The sequence below is a fragment of the Vibrio sp. 99-70-13A1 genome (assembly GCF_013114625.1).
Taxonomy (GTDB): domain Bacteria; phylum Pseudomonadota; class Gammaproteobacteria; order Enterobacterales; family Vibrionaceae; genus Vibrio.
In genome coordinates this window covers 1-17,552 of sequence record NZ_VTXD01000041.1, presented here as the reverse complement: position 1 = coordinate 17,552, position 17,552 = coordinate 1, and the positions used below count along the sequence as shown (strand labels likewise).

Here is a 17,552-nt window from a genome sequence, read left to right as displayed (position 1 = left end):
AAATTAGACTCAATGACTCATCAGACAAAAAAAACGTTCACGTCTAACTCTCTATTCGTTGGTTTAATAAGTAGCGCTCTGAGCTTTTCTTGTTTGGCCAACCCAATTTCGTTTGCCGATGCATGGGAAATGCTTCAAGAAAACAACAACTCCCTTGCTGCACAACAAGCAAATGTTGAGCGTTACCAACACCTTCAAAACGCAACTGGTAGCCTTAACCTCCCTTCTGTTACTTTAGGTGCGAATTACACTCACCTAGACAGTGATGTAACAATAAATGGTGAACAGTTTGCTGATAGCTTAAGTGGTGTACCAGCCTTACCTGGGATCGGAGGAATCATTAGCAGCTTGGGGGGAGTCACCTCAACCATTACTGAACAAGATATCTTTAGCTCTTCAATTCGTGCTATCTGGCCTATTTTTACGGGCGGGAGAATTACCGCGGCACAAGATGCCGCACAGGGAAAAAGTGAAGAAGCTAAGAGCCAGCTTTTGATGGAAACTCAGGCCCGATATGAAGACCTTAGTAAGTACTACTTTTCAGTATTACTTGCTCAAGATGTGCTTCTAACACGTAAAGCCGTCACATCAGGTTTAACTCAACATCGAGACTTCGCACTTAAACTAGAAGAACAAGGGCAAATCGCAAAAGTAGAGCGCTTACAAGCAGAAGCTTCATTAGACAAAGCGAAAGTCGAACAGAACAAAGCAAAAAACGACCTTAATATTGCGCAGATCGCATTGACTCAAATATTAGGGCAAAGCGAAACCATAAAGCCATCAGAGCAACTTTTCATTAATACCAACTTGCCTGACATGAATGCCTTTATTGAACAAACCCTTTCAACCTACCCTGGATTACAACTGTTAGAGGCAAAAGAGAAGCAAGCAGACAGCTTAATTAGAGCAGAAAAAGGGAAATACTACCCTGAAGTTTACCTATACGGTGACTACAGCCTACACGAGGATGATTCACTCGCCAGTGAAATGAAGCCTGATTGGTTGGTGGGAATTGGGGTAAGTGTCCCATTAATTGACACGTCTGGTCGTTCAGACAAAGTGGCAGCGGCTCACAGTGCGGTATCTCAAGTTCAATATCTGAAAGCGCAAGCAAAGCAAGATCTTAAAGTATTGGTCCAAAAAACCTATCTTGAAGCACAACAATCTATTGAAGAAGTATTAGGGCTCAATTCAAGCCTATCTCTCGCACAAGAAAACTTGTCGCTACGTAAGAAAGCATTCAACCAAGGTTTAGCGAATTCATTAGAAGTCGTAGATGCCGAATTGTATCTTGCCAGCATCAAAACCCAACAATCTGTTGCTCGTTTCCAATACCTTATTTCTTTAAATAAGTTACTCGCTTTGAGTAGTGAAATGAAAACCTACTCTACTTACTTGCATAATGCCGTATTGCCAATTTCAGAAAGCCGTACCGAGAGCAACGTTGAAAGCACATCACAGGATCACTCATGAAATCTATCAAGCCTTTAATTTTCTCATTTGTTGTTTTAAGCACCATAGCTTGGGTTGCATTCAGCTTTTACCAAGCATACCAACCACAGCCAATTAAACTGCAAGGGCAAATTGACGCTCAGCAATACAGCATTTCCTCAAAAGTACCTGGGCGAATAGATCAAGTTCTGGTTCGTAAGGGGGATAACGTAGAAAAAGGTCAGCTCATATTTACCCTTCACAGCCCTGAGATTGAAGCTAAGCTTGAACAAGCAAAAGCGGGTCAAAAAGCCGCAGGAGCATTAGCTTTAGAAGCAGAGAAAGGTGCCCGAACTCAACAAATTCAAGCGGCCAAAGATCAATGGCAAAAAGCTAAAGCGGCAGCAAAATTGATGGAGAAGACATACCAACGAGTAAACAACTTGTATAACGATGGTGTCGTTGCCGAACAAAAGCGTGATGAAGCAAAAACACAATGGCAAGCTGCTAAATACACAGAAAGCGCAGCATTCCAAATGTACCAATTAACGAAAGAAGGCGTTCGTGATGAAACCAAGCTTGCAGCCTCTCAAAAAGCATTAATGGCAGCAGGTGCAGTAGCGGAAGTAGAAGCTTATGCTGCGGATACCAGCATCGAAAGTTGGTTTAATGGTGAAGTTGCACAAGTGCTATTAAGCAGCGGAGAGCTTGCCCCTCAAGGGTTTCCGGTTGTAACAGTCATCGATACCAAAGACGCATGGGCGGTACTGAATGTTCGTGAAGATTTACTCAAACATTTTGAAAAAGGCAGCCAGTTTACGGCTTACTTACCTGCTCTTGATAAAACATTAGAGTTTACAGTCTCGCATATTTCAGTGATGGGTGACTTTGCCACTTGGCGATCAACCGATTCTGCACAAGGCTTTGATTTACGTACTTTTGAAATTGAAGCTCGACCTGTCGACAACACTCAACCTTTGCGCATGGGCATGAGCCTAGTTGTAGAGCTATAGGCTAACTATGCGAAAAGAGCTTTTAGAGCAATGGCGCATTGTCACTGAAGACAAATGGTTACTGTCGTGTTTAACCTGGATACCTATCGTTTTAGCGGTGGGGATTTGGCTTATATTCTCACAAGGCATTGCTCGTGATTTACCCATTGCCGTCATTGATTTAGAGCACAGCCAATTATCTCGCCAGCTTACTCAACGTTTTGATGCTTCCCCTACTCTTGAAATTACACAAGAATACTCGGATATAAGTGCAGCAAAACATGCGATGATCCAGCAAGATATCTATGGCTATATTGTTATTCCAAAGCATTTTGACCGTGATATTTTCCAGAATTTAAACCCTCAAGTTTCTGTATTTTATAACAGTCAATTTATCTTGGTGGGTAAGCTTCTTAACTCTGCCATTTTGCAAGTTCAAGGCACCTTGAATGCTGAAATCGAAGTAATGAAAGGGTTGTCCCACGGTGATGTAGACACTCAGACCGCTCTTGGACAAGCTGTTACTGTGCAAACTCAAATCACCCCACTTTTTAATAAAAATACGAGCTATGCGCAGTTTTTAATTTCAGCGATAGTGCCTGCGCTTTGGCAGATAACCATTGTTGTAAGCACCATACTGATCTTAGCAGCGAATATTCGAGAACGAGGTTTAAAAGAATGGTTAAGCTCGGCACCTTTAACTGCACTTGGTAAGACCCTACTTCCATATCTAGGTCTGTTCTTAATACTAGGAACCGCTTTTACCTGCTGGTTCTACTCCATTCTCCAATGGCCATTTAATGGTAATTTATTAGTATTAGCTTTAGCGCAACTGCTCACGGCTGTTGCTTGTATGATTGTTGGTTCTACTTTCTTCTTTTTGACATTAGACCCAGCTCGCGCAATGAGTTTTGCAGGTGCTTTCACAGCCCCTAGTTTTGCCTTTATGGGCATCACTTTCCCAGTCAGCGAAATGAATACAATGGCTCAAGCATGGCGAAGCTTACTGCCAATCAGTCATTATATTGAAATTCAAACCGCACAATCTAGTTACGGTGTAACCAACTGGCAATCTATAGTCGAGATGCTGCCATATGTAGGTTATGCCTTACCTGCCATTATTACTGCCGTGCTTGTTAAAAAACATCTATCTACAGTATTGCCTTTAACGGGGAAATCATGAAAACGGATATCAGCTTTCCTCAACTTCTTAAAAATGAATTATTGGCGATTTTACGTAATCCGGTCGTCGCATTAACCGTATTTGGCGGAGTGATCTTTTATTCATTTCTATACCCTCTTCCTTACGCTAATCAAGTATCCCAAGAGCTACCGATATCAATCGTCAATTTAGATCGTAGCCAAACCAGCTATCAATTAGAACGAATGGTTGATGCCACTTCTCAAGTTCGAGTCGTACAGAGGGATCACAGCATTGCAGAGGCTAAAACTGCTCTGCTAAAGCAAGAAATTGGTGGTTTATTGGTTATTCCTCAGCACTTCTATAAAGATTTACTTCTGGGAAAAAGCCCGACTCTGGCTTATGCCGGTGATGCTTCTTACTTCCTTGTTTATGGAACGGTTGTAGAAGGTTTAGCCAAAGCAGGAGGGACGCTGGCTGCACAAGTAAAAGTGAGCCACCTTCTTGTTGAAGGCGTTCCAATCGCGCAAGCTGAAAACCAATACAGTGCATTTAGCTTAAATATGAAGCCGACTTTTAACAGCAGAATGGGCTATGTTGATTACGTAGTACCTGCGGTATTTGTCTTAATTCTTCAACAGACTCTAGCAATGGCTGCTGGGTTAATAGGCGGCACTCAGAAGTCAGTTAGCATTGGGACAGAGCACGCCTATTGGCTGAAGGTTTCACCTTTAAAACTATTGGCTGCTCGCTGCGTAACCTTAATCAGTATTTATTACTTATTGGCTATGTACTATTTTGGCGGCAGTTTTGAGTTTTATGGGATAAATAGACTCGCATCCATGGCAGATCTATTAACGTTGTTACTGCCTTTCTTACTAGCCAGTACTTTCATTGGTGCATTACTTGGTGATCTCCTTCCAAGAAAAGAATTAGTCACCGTGGTGGTATTAATAAGCTCAATGCCGCTTATTTTCTTAGCTGGATTCATCTGGCCGATTGAAGCAATACCGGTAGCTTTAGTCACTATCTCACAACTATTTCCAAGTACACCGGCAATTCAAGGCTTCTTAGCACTCAACCAAATGGATGCAAGTTGGTCTGATATTTCTTATCAATGGACACTACTCTGGGGGCAAACACTTCTCTGGGGAAGTCTTTGTTTTATTAGGTTCAAACATACCTCTAAGCGAGCAGTTTTAGCCGAATAATGCAAACCAAGTAGTAAGCCAATAGCTTGATGATTAGTTCTTCATTTAAAACAAGCTGGCTATAAAAGAAAAGGCTCCAATTAGGAGCCTTTTGCATATCTATTATTTGAATTCTTATTGGTCACGAGTTAAAGCACTGAATGATAATCTAAATGTCATCTTCCCACTAAACTAAACCAACCTAAATCAATTCAATTCAATTCAATTCAATTCAATTCAATTCAATTCAATTCAATTCAAGCAGAGAAGTCCTACAAGCCTATTTCTTCAATAAGAGATTTAATCTGTCTTAAGTCCATATTGTGTACTTGAATCATCTGGCGGATATCACTCAATCGTGAATTAGCTGCATCATATCGATCACAAGAATCGGATTTAGCATCCCATGACGTGCCCTCTAGGTACACATCGCATTCATTCTTTAAAGTCGCTAAGTTAGGCTCAATACGATCTCTTTCTTGTTCTAGTGCTTCCAATGCTTGTGCAATTTGCAATTCTTTGCGGAACAACTCTCGCGAGCGATCAAACATCGTCGCTTGCATGTCAGCCTGGCGGTTCAAACTTTGGTTTTCTTTTGCGGTTTGTTCGATTGCCTGTTTTTGCTCATTCAATTGTTGTTCTAAAGAAAGATTGGCTTTCTCCAGCTCAATCGAGGCTGTTTGTAGATCTTTCAATTCAGTTTTATGGAGCTCGGCTTGCGTCGCAAGAGCCGCTTCAATTTTCGCATCGATTTCAGTATCCACATCCGCGACTTTTGCTTCAACGTCACTAACCAGTTGTTGCTTGCTATCACTTAACGTTTGATAACGCGCCTCTAACACGTGATACGTTGTTTCCCATTTAGTCGCCGTTAAAGAAGAGCCAATCAAACCACCTAAAGCTAAACCTATGACAGCAGCAATGCCAATATATAACTGGCTACGTTTATCTCGCTCTTCAATAACAACAACTTCATCTTGGTTGTCTTGTTCAGTCTTTTGGTTCACTAATTGAGCACTCCCATTTGGAATAATTTACGTGAAAAACAATTTACGTGAAAAGCAATTTAGCGCGTAAGTTCTGAAATCATTAAACTTGCTGTATACAGAATAAAACTGCCTACCACAGCAATCACCACACCTTTTTGTACTTTTTCATTTGTCCTATAACGAAATAATACAAAAGCTAATGCCAGTAAAAACACTATCGCTATTAATCGAGTCATAACTCCTCCTTGTTCCTTTATTTTATACCATTTATCTCAATTAATTACGTCAGAGTAAGGTTGTTTAAACGTTTACTTGACTAACATTTGTGCAAACAGTTTTTTTGCTGATGACATCACACTTTTTATTTATTAGGATGCACATACAGATTATCTATAACTAGATAATTGTTCCGATGAAGACTGCAGGAGAGTGGTTTTTAACCAAAAATTAACATTTGGTTAGAATGACCCGCCGAAGAAGTAAATCTTTCAGGCGCTTTATGCTGATGAAAATCAGAAAAGTGAGGACTGTCGTTGGAGGAACCTCTGGAGAGAATCGTACTACTTTATTGTAGAAAGCGGTCGCCGAAGGAGCAAGCTTAGTATCCGTAGCTTACCAAAATGCTCATTACTAAGTGAAACTCTCAGGCAAAAGGACAGAGGAGTGGAAAGCTTACACCTTAATTAACAAAAGAATTCTATCTAGAAATCCGTATGTATTAAGCCGTATCTTTTTTCGTAGCAATCATCCTTTGATCCTTGCTGAATGAAAATACGTCCTTTCCCTCTTCTCCTTAAATTTTTATTTATTAAGGGGAAACCATGAACAACTTACATTCAACACTTCAAGCCATCGACAGCATTATTTGGGGACCTCCCCTACTTATATTGCTTGTTGGTACCGGTATCTACTTTACTTTTCGCTTAGGCTTACCTCAGTTTAGACACCTTCCAACTGCCCTTAAGATGGTTTTTACTAAAGACAAATCGGATTCTAGTTCTGGTGATGTTTCTAGCTTTGCTGCTCTTTGTACTGCGCTTTCTGCAACGATAGGAACCGGTAACATTGTTGGCGTAGCAACCGCCATTAAAATGGGTGGACCTGGTGCGTTATTCTGGATGTGGCTAGCCGCAATATTTGGAATGGCAACCAAGTACGCTGAATGTTTACTTGCCGTAAAATACCGCAAGGTCGACAGTAAAGGGCAAATGGTTGGCGGACCAATGTACTACCTTCAGTACGGGGTTGGTTCAAGAATATTAGCCGTTATGTTTGCTGTTTTTGCTTTAGGGGTCGCCTGCTTCGGTATCGGAACTTTCCCACAAGTGAATGCAATTTTAGATGCGACTGAAATATCTTTTGGCGCGCCTCGTGAAGCTTCAGCTGTTGTTTTGACTATCTTAGTGGCAGTCGTCACTTTAGGTGGTATCCAGTCCATTGCTAAGGTTGCTGGTAAAGTCGTACCCACTATGGCGCTTCTATATGTTGTTGCATGTTTAAGTGTACTTGTCTCTAATGCTGACCAACTACTGAATGCGATTCAGCTTGTTATTAGCTCTGCATTCACCAATACCGCTGCAACAGGTGGTTTCCTTGGTGCTAGCATTATGTTAGCGATTCAATCGGGTATTGCACGCGGTGTGTTCTCTAATGAATCTGGGCTTGGTAGTGCCCCAATGGCAGCAGCAGCAGCGAAAACGGATTCTTGTGTGAAACAAGGTCTGATCTCAATGACTGGTACTTTCTTTGACACCATCATCATTTGTACGATGACGGGTTTAGCATTAATTCTGACGGGAGCATGGCAAACCGACCTTTCTGGCGCTGCGATGACTACTCATGCTTTTGCTGTTGGCTTAAATGCCGATACGCTTGGGCCAATGTTAGTTTCTACAGGGTTAATCTTCTTCGCATTTACGACTATTTTAGGCTGGAACTATTACGGTGAGCGCTGCGTTGTATTCCTATTTGGTACTAAAGCGGTACTTCCATACAAAGTAGTATTTATTGGTCTAGTTGCTTCTGGTGCATTCTTACAACTGGATATGATTTGGATAATTGCAGACATTGTGAATGGATTAATGGCGGTTCCAAACCTTATTGGCTTAATTGCTCTAAGGCATGTGGTTATTGAAGAAACCAAACAGTTCTTTACGAAGCTGCCAACAGTTCAGAATGAAGATAAACAACCAGCCAGTTCTCTTATTAGCTGATGAATGAAAGCATGGCTATGCAACCAGGTATTTTTCGATTAGATACTTTGCGACCAGATACTTTTAGCCGCATTCGTCAGCGAATGAACAAACTAGAAGCTTAATGTAGATAAAAAGCCCCCACAATTAAGTCATTGTGGGGGCTTTTATTTGTTTATCTATCGGTCGCATCTCTTAAATGATGTAAACGCTAAGCAGCCGTTGGTGCATCTTCCAACATTAATTTAATTCCAAGGGTAATTAAAACAGCGCCAGTTACCCCTTCCATCCACCCAATCACTGATGGGCTCTTAAATAACTGCTTTGCTGAGTTTACCGCGCCTGAAATGCCACACTGCCAGATCATTGCAATAATAAAGTGAATACTTGCCATTAGCATTGATTGAGCAAAAGCCGAACCTTCAGGGTCGATAAACTGTGGCAAAAATGCCAAGTAGAAAACCGCCGTTTTAGGGTTTAATACATTAGATAAGAAGCCCTCTCTTAAAGAGCGTTTTACACTTAGATTCGAGTGAACAATACCTTCAACTTGAAATCCTGCACTGCCCTTCACCACTCCGTAAATGCTGGATAGCCCTAACCAAATTAAATATGCAGCACCCACAAATTTGATTATTTGAAACAGTTCAGCTGACTGCAAAAGGATCGCTGAAATACCAATCGCTGAAAATGTGGCATGAACAAACAGCCCAAGGCAAACCCCTAAGCTGGTAATTGCGCCATCCTTAACGCCGGAGCGAGTTGTATTGCGAATCACCAATGCCGTGTCTAACCCCGGAGTTAACGTTAAAATCGTTATTGCTATCAAGAACGCTTCAATGTTTAAAATTGCCATCCCTATTCCTTCTTATTTCTCTATCCTAGTAGTTTCCCGCCGAAACAGGCTAACCAACGAATCTTTAATTCTTGCATTGTGTAAGACGAAACCAAGATTGTAAATTATTAGCTACTATCAATATGCCATTACAATTTATTCACATTTTATATCAACTATTCGAGTAAATGTGTTGGTTCACCTGTTACTTGGTTGATAACATCTCATTTTTACTCTCAGGGAAGTACTATGAGTGCCTTCAAAAAATTAGTCGACCATTCTCAAAAATGTTCTCACTTCAACCACCTAGCGGCAATTTGCGGTTGGGATCAAGCGTCAATGATGCCTGCTGGTGGTAACCAAGCCCGCAGTGAAGCTATGGCTCAGTTATCCGTTCATATTCACGGAATGATGACCCAGCCACAATTATCCGATTGGATAAATGACGCTGAAAATGAATCATTAAATTCTGAACAGCAGTCGACATTACGCGAAATCAAGCGCAACTGGCAACAAGCAAATCTACTTCCAGAGAAATTAGTTCAAGCTAAATCACTCGCGGGCTCTAAATGTGAACATGCATGGAGAACGCAACGAGGTGAAAACGATTGGGTTGGTTTTGAAAAAAACTGGCGAGAGGTCGTTGAGCTTTCTAGAGAAGAAGCGCAAATACGTGCTGATTTTGCAGGGCTAACACCATACGACGCTATGCTAGATATTTATGAACCAGGAACCAGTTCTGCGTCTCTTGATACTTTATTCTCAGACGTAAAAACATGGCTACCAAGCTTAATTGATCAAGTCATTGAAAAACAATCGACAGAACAGTTTACCGCGCCATCAGGTAAATACTCGACAGACAAGCAAAAAGCGCTTGGTCTTGAAGTGATGAACTTGCTTCAATTTGATTTTAACCATGGTCGTTTGGATGAGAGTGTCCACCCATTCTGTGGTGGCGTGCCATCTGATGTTCGCATTACGACTCGTTATGATGAAAATGAATTTGTTCAGTCTTTAATGGGTATCGTCCATGAAACTGGTCATGCTAGATACGAGCAAGGGCTTCCAAAGCATCTTTCAGGGCTACCTTCTGGTGAAGCTCGCTCAATGGGTATTCATGAATCTCAATCACTCTTTTTTGAAATGCAGATTGGTCGCAGTGACGAATTCATCGGTCACTTGGCTGAGATTGCTGGGCAACAATTTAGTGGGAGTGAATTTGAGAAAAGCAATTTCCAGAAGATATATACTCGAGTAGAAAAAGACTTCATCCGCGTAGATGCAGATGAACTGACCTACCCTGCTCACGTTATTCTTCGTTATGAAATTGAACGAGATTTGATTAACGGAAAAATCAAACATACAGACGTTCCTGAACTTTGGAACCTTAAAATGCAGCAATACCTAGGCTTATCGACTGAAGGTAATTTTAAGAATGGTTGCATGCAAGACATTCACTGGACAGATGGTGCTTTCGGCTACTTCCCTAGTTATACATTAGGGGCAATGTACGCAGCTCAATTTATGGCTTCAATGAAGAATGATTTGGATGTTACCTCTGTCATTCAAAGTAAAGACCTAACACCTATCTTCAATTGGCTAGAAACAAATATTTGGAGTAAAGCGAGCCTATTTTCAACGGATGAATTGGTTAAACAAGCGACTGGTGATGTATTAAATGCTCAGCATTTCAAAGACCACCTGAAAAACCGTTACCTTTAAGAATATGGCGGTCAGCTTATCTACAAGATGAAGCCGCCAAGTAAGTGGCATTGAAGTGACAATATCTTCATTGATAATGCTATTTATAGACTAGATATGAACACAAGAAATAAAACCGCTCATGAGTTGATTGAGCGGTTTTCATCTATTCATCTATTCATCTATTCATCTATTCATCTATTCATCTATTCAGAATAGTCTGATCAGAAAATGTTAGAACGTCATGGCGAGGTTTGCACTTACTCCGAATTGATTATCACCTGCGTAAGATGCTGCTAAATCAAAACTCACAATATCCCACGGTGAAATACCAATACCAGCGGTAACACTGTCTTCTAAAGTATCTTCTAGATCGGTCTCGTATCCAGCTCGTAACTGAGCCCAGCCCCAAGCATTAAACTCTACGCCAGCCCTAACAAATTGAGTGGCATTACTGCTCATAGAAAAGCGTTCTTGACTCGTTAAATCAGCGTCAATGCTAACAGTAAATAGCTCTGTGATATAACCGCCGCCAATTGTCACTTTTGGAGCAAGTTCATACGTAAGGTGAGAGTTTTTCGTCTCAATCTCTTGTTTAATTAAGTTTTTACCAACAAGACCAACACGCCAATTATCTTTATACCAAATGGCTCCCACATCTACGTTGAATACCGTATCTGACACTTCACTATCTTCATAGTCATCAATATCAAAGTCATCTAAAGCTGTAACATCTGAATAGGTACGAAGCTCTTGCAGTTTAGGGCTAATACCAAAAGAAAACGTTTGTTCCTTTAGTATATATTCCTTCGATAAAGCTAAACCTAATTCAGCCACACCAAAGCCAATAAGGGCGACTTCAGAGTTTTCATATCGCTTTTTAGCATTGGCTTCATCACCAATCAAAGGGTTAGCCATTATCTCAACATAAGTGGATGAGAACACATTCACTGAAGCGTATTGATTAGGGATAGAGATGCTAAATGCAATCCCTCCATTTACGTTAATTGGCTTTGCACCAGATAAGTCATTCAGATACTGATCCAGCGTGTCGTACTCTTCTTGAGAAGGTAACCTTCCCATCGAATCATAATGATCTTGAACATCATCAATCATTGCTAGTGCATCGTCTGAATCTTGGACAGTAACACCAATAGCAGGGATTAAGAGCCCAATATCATCTTCTGCACGATATGCAGCACCTAAAGCTGGGTTGTGAAAAGGGGCGGTTAAAAAGTCTGCGGTTACGACACCAGTGTTACCCATACCCATACTGCGAGCATCAGTTGAAAATGTACTGGCTTGCGCTGTGCTTGCTGCACACACGGAAGCTACGGCTAATGTGATTAAGCCTTTGCTATGCATAGCAATTCCTTTGTATTAATTTGAATTATAATTTAGGCGTTAACGGAGGCGCAGCAAGAAAAGGAGTAAACTCAAAATTTGGTCTCGCTGCAGCTACGTTATTTATTGGATAGGGATTATGACAAGCTGGTCCATAAATTTGGTTATATCAACAATAATCAAAGTTATATAGTCATCATTAAATAGTGTTGATTTGTAAGGATTTTTTAAACTAATTTTTTCAGTTTAATTCACTGTAATCAAATGAGCACTTAACTGTTGTAACTAAATTTTCAAGATCCCTAAAAGAGCTTAATAGTAGGTAGCACAGTAAAAACGGCATGATTGATAAACGTAACGGATGGGGAAAGATGCTTAGACCTTTTACAAAAGTTAACCTAAATACAAGGTTTGGTATTCATTGGTTTTCTTTCAATGTTTAAGCAAAAAAAACGCTCATGTTGCCTGTATCAACATGAGCGCAAAGGTAGTGCACAACTACCGCTTCAATTCACCTAATCGAGAAATGAAGTATTCATTAGAATAGTTGGGAGCAATAATTAAAATGCAGGTTTATGCACTTTAACGATTTCTTCTTTTTTTAGGACCATCAACTTTAAAGTGTTAGTCCTAAACTGAGTGACAACATATGCCAACTCTTTAGCAGTGTTTTTCCTATAAAGGTAAAAAGCACCCTTACGATAAAAAGCAGCAATGTATTTAGAGCCATCAATTACATTGCCACCAACGATGACCCTGATAAAAGCAAAGTCTCCGTTATTAAAAATTGTTCTATCTTCTATACATGTAGATGTATCTAGTTTTGTATAAACACTTCGAGGTAAGCAAACAGTAAACCTCAACTTGTCTCCACCAATAATCAAATAATTCGCGTTTGATCACCCTGAAAAAATCTAACCATAATTCAAAATAATCGTAAGTGATGAACACCCAACGCCTTCGATATAAAGATATTAATGTATGACAAATAAGAATGAAAGTTGAAAGATTAAACTTTTTGCGCCAGTGCACAGTTTTTGACTTTTATAAAAGGAGAAAACACGCACACCAAACAATCATAACAATTAAATACAAAGACTTAGGGTGAATATTTCAGTTTGTAACCCTTTGTAAATACGGGGTTTATTCATGCAATCTGATCCAATTCACAGTTCACCCTCATCTCAATCGCTAGTATATTTGTATTATCTTATTGCTAGTTAATTATTCTAAATGAAACATTCAACAAGAGAATAATTAGTAGAAAAGCATAAATTTAATCTTTTTTAAGTCCCATTGACTTAATTTATAATCGATAGAGTGGAATCAATACCATGAATAAAATTAAAACAATTGTAATAGCAATGTCGTCTGTAATGGCTGTAAGCTCTGTTTCGGCTGCGTCTTTTGATATGAGACATGAATACAAAAGTCACACCGATCAGCACGCCACACGAGTAAAACTTGCAGATAACATCGGCAATTTCTTAGTCGACATCGAAGCAAAGTTTAAAGGTGAAGACGGCGAGTTCATGGAAGATCTTAAAAATAATGGCTGGGAACTAGGCTTAAACTACCGTCATGTATTAAATGATAATTGGACAATGACATACGGAATGCCAATTGAAGGTCGTGAGTCAGGGGTGACTTACAAGCCTCAAGTTCGCGCTACTTACAGTGTGGATAGCATTGATGGCTTAAGCCTAAGTGCTCGTTACCGTTATGATATGAGACAAAATACGCGTACTTCTGAATTTCAATTCGATGGTAACGGAGACGTAATCGTTGATAGTGACGGCGTACCAATTATGGTTGATAGCAATATTGCGAATCAGCGTCGTCACCGCTTAACCGCTAATATCAACTATGCTATGAATGACTGGCGTTTTGGCTTTGAAGGTAATTACTATAAAGCCGATGGTTATGACATTTACGACAATGACGATACAAACTATGAACTGAATGTCACTGCTCGTCGCATGATGGGCGCATGGGCACCGTATGTGGAATTTGGTGATGTAAGTACTTCAAGCTCTTCAGCAACACGTGAACTGCGAAGCCGCATAGGTTTGACTTACAGCTTCTAGCTAAATGTTACGAGCAATAAAATCAAAAGCCAGCAATATGCTGGCTTTTTACGTTTATATAAAGGCTGTTTATTTATAGGCTTTAAGCGATGAAGTTAATGGCTCATGCGGTACAAATGGGCAATAGTGACATCACCATTTTGCACCACACGCTTTTGCTGTGCTAAAAATAGCTCAGCCGTAGAGACGGCATCAGCTAGCGCGTTATGATTATTATATTCTGGTAATCGATAGCGTTCTCGCGTGGCTGCCAATGTTAAATCCACGTCTTCGTGGTTACTGATCGCCCTTTCCATCACTTTTTCAATACACAACGTATCCAACCAAAGTAAAGGTAAACCTCTTAATCCATAGCAACGCAGCAGATATTGATTAATAAAATTCTCTTCCACGACACAAGCGTGAGCTACAATAATTTTCCCTTTCGCCGCTTCGAAAAATGCCTGCATCGCATCATGAATAGACAAACCTTCTTGCAGCATTTGAGGTGTAATGTGGTTTATCACTGCTGTTTCAGGGTTAATTTGAGAGTCATTATTCAAATACAAATGTTTCGCTGAAGCTAAATCGATACGCCCTTTGGAAATATCCACCCACCCCATTGAAAGAATGAGATCATCTTCACAGCTTAAGCCCGTCGTCTCTAAATCTAGAATGATATATTCAGCATCTTTAGCAAGATCGGACATTTGAGGCAAAGGCTGATCGATAACATCGAACAAAACCTCTGGCAGTTTCACGGTATTTAAATACTGCTTACGCTTACGCTTCATTCGTTCAAGAGGATGAAAGTAATTGAAAAATGCTTTCATTATCGAGCTCCGAATCTAATTTTTGCGGCTTCTTGAAGGTCAGCAATAATTCTAAAGGCATCTTTTAAATGTTTGCGCTCAAAGCTTCCAAAACTATCTGGATTTATATTATTGTCAGGCACTTCTCCATTCTTCAAAGCTTCCAACTGATGACCAAACCTGAACGATAATATGTATTGATAGGCCCCTAAGATATTTTTATAGGCATCATCACTCATCATTCCTTTCTCATTCGCAGCCGTGAATCTATCATCTGTGGCAGACAAATCGCATTCCACCGCTAAACCGTAGATACGAGCCAAATCGATAATTAGATTTATGGCGTATTTCTTAACATTCAGAGTCTTTTTATTTTCACCGGATTTTTCCAATACTAGGCTATTGAAAATCCCTAAAGGTGGATTGGTATTAACGGCATCTTTCACTAACGTGCTTAAAAATTCTCGATTGTTTCGGATATTTGAATGCAATTCATCACGAAGAATGGTTTCAAATTCACTGTTACCGTAAATAGTTCGAATTTCTAAAAAAACACTGATATTTAGCAAACGCTCATATTCAGGGTTTGATACCCATTTTTTATAGTAATGCTTCCAAACACCTAAAGGCTGACACCACTTCGGTGTGGCAGCCATAAATTTACCAGGGCAGAGCGGATAATCACAACTTGCTAACCCATTAGTTACCATCATAGCTAAGTGTTTGAAATAAATACGATCGCTGTCTGTTGCGTCATCAGCAAGTACAATCGCGCTGTCTTGATCGGAAAGCATGTGTACTTCATTACGAGCGTGGGAACCTGCAACAATCCAAGAGAAGTCACAAGGCGGAGCGCCTAGTTTATCAATCGCAATTTGAATAAGTCGTCGAGTGTAAGCATCCATAATCATGGTCATAACTTTGCCTACGGTCTCGGGGGCAACTTTGCCTTCAACTAAGGCTTCAAAAATGGCTTGTCTCTCAGAAGTAAACGAAGACATAGTTTTAACACTGCCCGCGTATTTGATCTTTTCAATTAAGAAGATGGCTTGCACACGGTGATTTTGAACAAGGTGAGAGGTCGTTAATAGACCGATAACTTTATTTTCTTTCACAACTGGTAGGTTGCGAATATTGAACTGCATCATGATAGAAGCAGCATGTAAAACTAGGTCGTCTGGCTTTACAGTTAAAGGTGAATGCGTCATCACTTCGGAGATGACATTATCAGTACTCACACCATGTGCTATCACACGCTTTGTCATGTCTCTATCGGTAATTAATCCTACAATTTTGTCATTTTCATAGATCACCGCACATGGCGATCGTTGATGCAACATCTCAGTCGCGACAGATTGAATTGTTTGATCGGACTTAACTATCGCCACATGACCGCTCGCAACATCTTCCACTTTTCGAATAAATAAACCTTTTTCTTTATTCGACCACACAACATCTAAAGCGGATTTCAATCGAACTTGAGCTTGTGATGCAAAATGTTCAGCGCAGCTAGGGAAGGTTTTAAATAGAGTTTGTAAAGCGTTATGAGGAATCACATAAAGCAAAGTATTTTCGATGGCAATGGCTCGGTAGCCCTTTTCATCATTGACTTCAGAGTCAAGAAACGTAAAACCAAAAAGATCTTCACTGCCTAGCCTAGCGCGTAAAACACCGTCCGACTTTCGCTGTTCCATAGAGCCAGTACGGATGATATAAAGCGATTTTTCTTTACCAGACTCGCACAAATCAACCACATCACCTTTTCCAAGATAAATAATCTGAACATGCGAAGATAACTCTCGTAACGCATCTTTTGGTATTTTATCGAAAGGGTCAATTTGTCCAATAAATTGAAGAATATTAGGTAATAAAGATTGAGGCATAGTCATACTCACACATTTTACAATTAGTATTATTATATAACTATTAAGTATGGTTGCTAGCCATTTTGAGCAAACAAACCAGATTTGTTCAAATAATGAGATTCTAAATCTAATTCCTATCTTTTCCGCAAAAAAAAGCACGCGAAATGCGTGCTTATCAATTAACTATAAATGTTCGGCTTACTTAGCTAGGCAACTGAGAGCCTATGATTCGACTCATGTAAGTGATTCGCAGAAGCAATTCGAGCTTTATCGCTATTGCCAGCCATGATTGCATCATAGATCTGACGGTGTTCGTTAATACACGTACTGCCTTCTTCAGAAGAATGCGAAATAAAGTTAACAAACATAGTTGTGAGAATGTTACCAAACGGAAGGTAAAAATCATTACCTGTCGCATTAAAAATCAAACTATGGAATTGAATATCAACTTCCGTCCAGCGTTTTTGATCAAATACTTCTGCATCTGAAATCTCAACCATTTGCTGAAATGTTTCTGATAATTCAATACGTTGCTCTGCTGATGCAAACTTTGCAGCGAGAGCACAAGCTTCAGGTTCGATAGCACGGCGTAAACCTAGGAACTGATGGCAGAACTCATCAGGGTCCGCTAGCCCGTCCATCCACTCAATTAACTGAGGATCGAGGAAGTTCCAGTAGGCTCTATCGACTACTCGCGTACCAATTTTTGGTCTAGATTCTAGTAAACCTTTTGAAGTCAGAAGCTTAACAGCTTCTCTTAAAGCAGTTCTACTGATTCCAAACTGTTCACAAAGTGCCATTTCACCAGGAATGATTGAACCTTGAGGAAGGTTACCAGAAAGAACACCACGGGCGATTTCACGAGCAACTTGCACGTGAAGGCTTCGCTTAGAGCCTGAAATAGGATTGAATGCACCAGCCATGAGTCTACTTACTTATTAGATATGTATTATTTAATATAAATTATAGCATCTATTTATGTGGAGCAACAAAG

The 17,552-nt window shown here is 40.1% G+C and carries 15 protein-coding genes and 1 riboswitch; of the genes, 7 read left to right on the top strand and 8 right to left on the bottom strand.

The window, feature by feature from the left end; translation table 11 throughout:
- The first annotated feature begins 12 nt into the window (after nucleotides 1-12).
- From F0226_RS19515 to F0226_RS19500, 4 genes are read left to right on the top strand one after another with little or no spacing between them, the layout of a single operon-like run.
- Entirely contained in the window at nucleotides 13-1,473 is a 1,461-nt protein-coding gene (locus F0226_RS19515; RefSeq protein ID WP_171737208.1) for a TolC family protein, read from the top strand.
- On the top strand, nucleotides 1,470-2,444 hold the full coding sequence (locus tag F0226_RS19510) for a biotin/lipoyl-binding protein (RefSeq protein ID WP_171737206.1): 975 nt from the start codon (nucleotides 1,470-1,472) through the stop codon (nucleotides 2,442-2,444). The genes F0226_RS19515 and F0226_RS19510 overlap by 4 nt, the downstream gene beginning before the upstream one ends.
- A gap of 7 nt (nucleotides 2,445-2,451) precedes the next feature.
- On the top strand, nucleotides 2,452-3,606 hold the full coding sequence (locus F0226_RS19505; RefSeq protein WP_171737204.1) for an ABC transporter permease: 1,155 nt from the start codon (nucleotides 2,452-2,454) through the stop codon (nucleotides 3,604-3,606).
- An 8-nt stretch (nucleotides 3,607-3,614) separates the two neighbouring features.
- Entirely contained in the window at nucleotides 3,615-4,775 is a 1,161-nt protein-coding gene (locus tag F0226_RS19500; protein WP_171737229.1) for an ABC transporter permease, read from the top strand.
- Nucleotides 4,776-5,026: 251 nt separating this feature from the next.
- Here F0226_RS19500 and F0226_RS19495 read toward each other — a convergent pair whose 3' ends face one another.
- Both F0226_RS19495 and F0226_RS19490 read right to left on the bottom strand, forming a co-directional pair.
- Entirely contained in the window at nucleotides 5,027-5,761 is a 735-nt protein-coding gene (locus tag F0226_RS19495) for a chromosome partitioning protein ParA (protein ID WP_171737202.1), read from the bottom strand.
- A gap of 59 nt (nucleotides 5,762-5,820) precedes the next feature.
- The gene (locus F0226_RS19490; protein ID WP_167494024.1) at nucleotides 5,821-5,979 is read right to left on the bottom strand and encodes a hypothetical protein; all 159 of its coding nucleotides are present in this window, start codon (nucleotides 5,977-5,979) and stop codon (nucleotides 5,821-5,823) included.
- 299 nt (nucleotides 5,980-6,278) lie between these two features.
- Nucleotides 6,279-6,412: riboswitch (glycine riboswitch) on the top strand.
- A 152-nt stretch (nucleotides 6,413-6,564) separates the two neighbouring features.
- Between F0226_RS19490 and F0226_RS19485 the strand changes: the two genes are divergently transcribed.
- Complete coding sequence (locus F0226_RS19485; protein WP_171737201.1) at nucleotides 6,565-7,956, top strand: sodium:alanine symporter family protein; 1,392 nt, start codon at nucleotides 6,565-6,567, stop codon at nucleotides 7,954-7,956.
- Between the two features lie 190 nt (nucleotides 7,957-8,146).
- Here the strand turns inward: F0226_RS19485 and F0226_RS19480 are convergent, their stop codons facing one another.
- The gene (locus F0226_RS19480; protein WP_171737200.1) at nucleotides 8,147-8,791 is read right to left on the bottom strand and encodes a LysE family translocator; all 645 of its coding nucleotides are present in this window, start codon (nucleotides 8,789-8,791) and stop codon (nucleotides 8,147-8,149) included.
- Nucleotides 8,792-9,019: 228 nt separating this feature from the next.
- Between F0226_RS19480 and F0226_RS19475 the strand changes: the two genes are divergently transcribed.
- Nucleotides 9,020-10,492 (top strand): carboxypeptidase M32, encoded by a 1,473-nt coding sequence (locus F0226_RS19475; RefSeq protein WP_171737199.1) that lies wholly within the window; start codon nucleotides 9,020-9,022, stop codon nucleotides 10,490-10,492.
- Nucleotides 10,493-10,705: 213 nt separating this feature from the next.
- Here the strand turns inward: F0226_RS19475 and traF are convergent, their stop codons facing one another.
- Nucleotides 10,706-11,836 (bottom strand): conjugal transfer protein TraF, encoded by a 1,131-nt coding sequence (gene traF / locus F0226_RS19470; protein WP_171737198.1) that lies wholly within the window; start codon nucleotides 11,834-11,836, stop codon nucleotides 10,706-10,708.
- A gap of 539 nt (nucleotides 11,837-12,375) precedes the next feature.
- Nucleotides 12,376-12,699, bottom strand: a complete 324-nt coding sequence (locus F0226_RS19465) for a hypothetical protein (RefSeq protein WP_171737197.1) — start codon at nucleotides 12,697-12,699, stop codon at nucleotides 12,376-12,378.
- A gap of 450 nt (nucleotides 12,700-13,149) precedes the next feature.
- On the opposite strand from F0226_RS19465, the gene F0226_RS19460 reads away from it, so the two are divergent.
- Nucleotides 13,150-13,902 carry an oligogalacturonate-specific porin KdgM family protein gene (locus F0226_RS19460; RefSeq protein WP_171737196.1) on the top strand — a complete coding sequence of 251 codons (753 nt, stop codon included), beginning with the start codon at nucleotides 13,150-13,152 and terminating at the stop codon, nucleotides 13,900-13,902.
- A gap of 95 nt (nucleotides 13,903-13,997) precedes the next feature.
- Here F0226_RS19460 and F0226_RS19455 read toward each other — a convergent pair whose 3' ends face one another.
- The 3 genes from F0226_RS19455 to F0226_RS19445 all read right to left on the bottom strand — a co-directional run bounded on the left by F0226_RS19455 (nucleotide 13,998) and on the right by F0226_RS19445 (nucleotide 17,481).
- Nucleotides 13,998-14,714 (bottom strand): 3'-5' exonuclease, encoded by a 717-nt coding sequence (locus tag F0226_RS19455; protein ID WP_171737195.1) that lies wholly within the window; start codon nucleotides 14,712-14,714, stop codon nucleotides 13,998-14,000.
- Entirely contained in the window at nucleotides 14,714-16,576 is a 1,863-nt protein-coding gene (locus tag F0226_RS19450; protein ID WP_171737228.1) for a DUF294 nucleotidyltransferase-like domain-containing protein, read from the bottom strand. Before F0226_RS19450 ends, F0226_RS19455 begins: the two co-directional genes overlap by 1 nt.
- Nucleotides 16,577-16,764: 188 nt before the next feature.
- On the bottom strand, nucleotides 16,765-17,481 hold the full coding sequence (locus F0226_RS19445) for a FadR/GntR family transcriptional regulator (RefSeq protein ID WP_171737194.1): 717 nt from the start codon (nucleotides 17,479-17,481) through the stop codon (nucleotides 16,765-16,767).
- Nucleotides 17,482-17,552 lie beyond the last annotated feature (71 nt).